Annotated in this window: 3 protein-coding genes; 2 read left to right on the top strand and 1 reads right to left on the bottom strand. The window is 60.1% G+C overall.

Features of this window, described 5'->3' with window-relative positions; genetic code table 11:
• Positions 1 to 81 precede the first annotated feature (81 nt).
• A complete protein-coding gene (yaaA, locus tag B348_RS0102165) occupies positions 82 to 861 on the bottom strand; it encodes a peroxide stress protein YaaA (protein WP_017734521.1) in 780 nt (259 codons plus the stop codon).
• Between the two features lie 119 nt (positions 862 to 980).
• On the opposite strand from yaaA, the gene B348_RS0102170 reads away from it, so the two are divergent.
• Together B348_RS0102170 and B348_RS0102175 are read left to right on the top strand one after the other, a co-directional pair.
• Positions 981 to 2,105 carry a polysaccharide deacetylase family protein gene (locus B348_RS0102170; protein ID WP_026136494.1) on the top strand — a complete coding sequence of 375 codons (1,125 nt, stop codon included), beginning with the start codon at positions 981 to 983 and terminating at the stop codon, positions 2,103 to 2,105.
• Between the two features lie 339 nt (positions 2,106 to 2,444).
• Entirely contained in the window at positions 2,445 to 3,839 is a 1,395-nt protein-coding gene (locus B348_RS0102175) for a PhoH family protein (protein ID WP_017734523.1), read from the top strand.
• Positions 3,840 to 3,899: the final 60 nt, after the last annotated feature.

The following is a 3,899-nucleotide window of genomic DNA, read 5'->3' on the forward strand; positions in this document are numbered from 1 at the left end:
CAGTCAGCACTTCTACTACTGATACACCGCTATCGCAGGCAAGCCAGCTCCCACAATTGAACATCTGTGTTCTGGAGAGCTTTATTCCGGTGCGTGATCGCGCAAAAACACCAGTTTGTCCGGCTTGGACTGCTCCGCATTGAAGCGATAACCCTGCACATCGAATTCCTTGAGCCTGGCTGGGTCGCTGATACGTTCTTCAATCACAAAGCGGCTCATCATGCCCCGGGCTTTCTTGGCGTAGAAGCTGATGATCTTGTATTGGCCGTTCTTCAAGTCCTTGAACTCGGTGTTGATGATCCGCGCGTTCAGGGCCGTGCGCTTGACCGCCGAGAAGTACTCGTTGGACGCCAGGTTCAGCAGCACATCGTCACCTTGCTCGGCCAGGGCTTCGTTCAGCCATTCGCTGATTCGGGTGCCCCAGAAGGCGTAGAGGTCCTTGCCACGGGCGTTGGCCAGCTTGGTGCCCATTTCCAGGCGGTACGGCATCATCAGGTCCAGGGGGCGCAGCAGGCCGTAGAGGCCGGAGAGCATGCGCAGGTGGTCCTGGGCGTAGCTGAAGTCGGCGTCGCTGAAAGTCTGGGCATTCAGGCCGGTGTACACGTCACCCTTGAACGCCAGCAGCGCCTGCTTGGCGTTGGCCGGGGTGAACGCTGGGGTCCAGCTGCCGAAGCGGGCGGCGTTGAGGCCGCCGATCTTGTCGGAGACATGCATCAGCTCGCTGATCTGCGCCGGGCTGAGTTCGCGCAGTTGCTCGATCAGTACCTGGGAATGGTCCAGGTACTGCGGCTGGGTAAAGCGCTCGGTGGCAGGCGCGGTCTCGAAATCGAGGGTCTTGGCGGGGGAAATCACCGTCAGCATGAAGTCGTCTCCTTAAATCGTGCGGGGATTCTAGGGGCTTGGGCGGTTTGACTCCACCTATGATGGCGATAGGCACGATCCGCTATGATGGGCGGTAACTCTGGAAAGGAAGACCTTGCGTGCGAATAGCGCTTTTATTGTCGGCATGTCTGCTGTGCCTGAACGTCCATGCGGCGCCGGCAGATGTGGCCAGCCTGGACCGTGGCACCTGGCCGGAAAAACTCAGCAGCCCGGCGCTGTTCGATGTGGCCTCGCGCGCAGAAATCCTCATGTTCGCCCACAGCCTGCTGGCCAGCGAAGCCCAGGATGAGGCCGCCCTCAAACAGCGCCTGGGGTTGAAGATCGTCAACCTGGCCGCCATCGACGACCTGCGCCGCCAGCTCTGGCAGCGCCTGCTGGAGAACTACACCTTCGCCCAGCAGAGCTGCGAGGAGGACGCCTCGTTCTGCTACCTGGTGGAGAACATGGACGACTTGCGCGAGCAGGCCGGCAAGTTCGAGGTCAGCGAAAACTCTTTCTATATAGGGTGGGCGGCCCCCAGCCATGCCTTTCACGAACGCTATCTGGACGAACTGCTGCGCAAGGCCGCGCTGTTCCCGCAGATCAGCAGCGAAGTCGCGCGTTTCGGCGACCATGAGCGCAATGGCGATGAATTCAACGACCGCCTGTTCCTGCTGACGTTTGACGGTGGCCCCGCGCCGGTCAGTGGCAATACCGACTGGCTCGCCGACTACCTGCGCAAGCAAAAGATGAACGCCACCTTCTTTGTCCTCGGCAGCAGCCTGCAAACCCGGGTGGAGCGCAGTTCCGCCGCCGATGTGCAGGCGTTGTACCAGGGCCAGTGCGTGGGCACCCAGGGCTGGCAGTACCGCTCCCACAGCCACTGGGTCGATTGGCAAAGTTCGATTACCCGCAGCGCCTCGCTGGCGCAGAACCTGATGCCGGAAAACTATGTGCCGCTGTTCCGCCCGCCGTACGGCCAGCGGCGCGCCGACAGCCAGGGTTTCTTCCAGTCCCAGGGCTTGCAGGTGGCGTTGTGGGACATCGATTCCCAGGACGAACCGGGCAAGCTCAAGGCCGATGAGTCGGCGCAGCGGGTGCTGACGCTGATGTTGCTGTGGCGCAAAGGGGTGATTGTGTTTCACGACACCCAGGACAAGGCGCGGGTCGCTTTGCCGCAGTTGCTGCAGGCAACGGCACAGAGTGGATTGGGTTGGCAGGACTGCCGTGAGGCGTTTCGCTGAAGTGCCCGGCCCTGTTGGGTGTGGGGCCTTTTTGGGGTGATTTTGTGCGACAAATCGATGCAGGCGGACTTCCGACTTTAACGGGGTGCATGGCACTCGGCTAGTGCTATTCGTCATCCTGAAAAATAAACTTCAAAAAAGCGTCAAAGTGCTTTTTCCTGTCACACGTTTTGCGGTATTACGAAGTCAGATCGCCGAAACCTGCAACACAGGTGGCGTCTTTCCAGACTCCTCATGTGGGCATGCACTTGACGTCCCTCAGGTGCATTCGGTGGTCGAATCGAGGCGCAGCACCGCCCAGGTATTGCGTCGACTGGCTCCCACAAAAGGTGACCGAGTATGGATGATCATGGACGCACCCCTTCTTCCGACCAGCCAATCCTTTATGTGCTTGATACCAACGTATTGATCCACGATCCAAACGCACTGCTCAACTTCGAAGAACACCACGTCGCCATCCCGATGATCGTGCTTGAGGAACTCGACAAACTCAAAAGCGGGCACCACAGCGTGGCCGCCGAATGCCGCCAGGCGATCCGCCTGATCGACAAGACGCTGGGCGAAGCGTCGCCGGAAGACGTCGAGGTGGGCGTACCGATCCAGCGCGGCAAAAGCGGGCCCAAGGGCTTGCTGTCGATCCTGATGAGCAAGCGCAGCGAGCCCAACAGCGTGCTGCCGGAAAACCTCAACGACAACAAGATCATCAACCAGTTGATCGACCTGCACGCGCGTGACAAGGACCTGCGCGTGGTGCTGGTGACCAAAGACATCAATATGCGCCTCAAGGCCCGTGCGTGTGGGATCGCGGCCGAGGACTACAGCACCGACCAACTGGTCGATGACGTGTCGATGCTGTCCCGTGGCTATCACATGATTACGGGCTCGTTCTGGGACCGTGTCAGCAAGGTTGAAACCCGCCAGGACCATGGCCGCACCTGGCACCAGGTGCAGCTGATCGAAAACCTGCCGGCCGTGCATATCAATGAATTCATCGTCGATGAACAGGGCTTCGTGGGCTGGATCAAAGAGATCCAGGTCGACAAGCTGCTGATCCTCGACCTGCATCAGGAACCCCTGTTGCACCAGGAAGCCTGGGGCCTGAAACCGCGTGACATCTACCAGAGCCTGGCGCTGTACGCGCTGCTCGACCCGGACATCCACCTGGTCAACCTGACGGGCGCCGCCGGTTCCGGGAAAACCATCCTCGCCCTGGCTGCCGCCATCGAGCAGACCATGGTCACCAAGCGCTATCGCCGCATCATCGCCACCCGCAGCGTGCAGGGCCTGGACCAGGAAATCGGCTTCCTGCCCGGCACCGAGGCGGAAAAAATGGAGCCGTGGCTGGGGGCGATCACCGACAACCTCGAAGCCTTGCACATGGATGACGAAAACACCCATGGCAGCGTCGACTACATCCTCAGCAAAGTGCCGTTGCAGTTCAAATCCCTCAACTACATCCGGGGTCGCAGCTTCCAGCAAAGCCTGATCTTGATCGATGAATGCCAGAACCTCACGCCGCACCAGATGAAAACCATCATCACCCGTGCCGGCGCCGGTTCCAAAGTGGTGTGCCTGGGCAACCTGGCACAGATCGACACCCCTTACCTGTCCGCGACCAGCTCCGGGCTGACTTACCTGACGGAACGCTTCAAGGACTTCCCGAACGGCGTGCATATTGCGCTGCAGGGTGTGCCTCGTTCGATTCTGGCTGAATACGCCGAGTCCCACCTCTAACCAATGTGGGAGCTGGCTTGCCTGCGATAGCATCACCTCGGTTTCCCTGATCCACCGAGG

Origin of the sequence: Pseudomonas sp. CBZ-4, from assembly GCF_000346755.1 — a bacterium.
Classification (GTDB): domain Bacteria; phylum Pseudomonadota; class Gammaproteobacteria; order Pseudomonadales; family Pseudomonadaceae; genus Aquipseudomonas.

Coding starts and splice junctions, on each gene's coding strand:
- yaaA (WP_017734521.1), bottom strand. CDS start 861: ATGCTGACGGTGATTTCCCCCGCCAAGACCCTCGATTTCGAGACCGCG.
- B348_RS0102175 (WP_017734523.1), top strand. CDS start 2,445: ATGGATGATCATGGACGCACCCCTTCTTCCGACCAGCCAATCCTTTAT.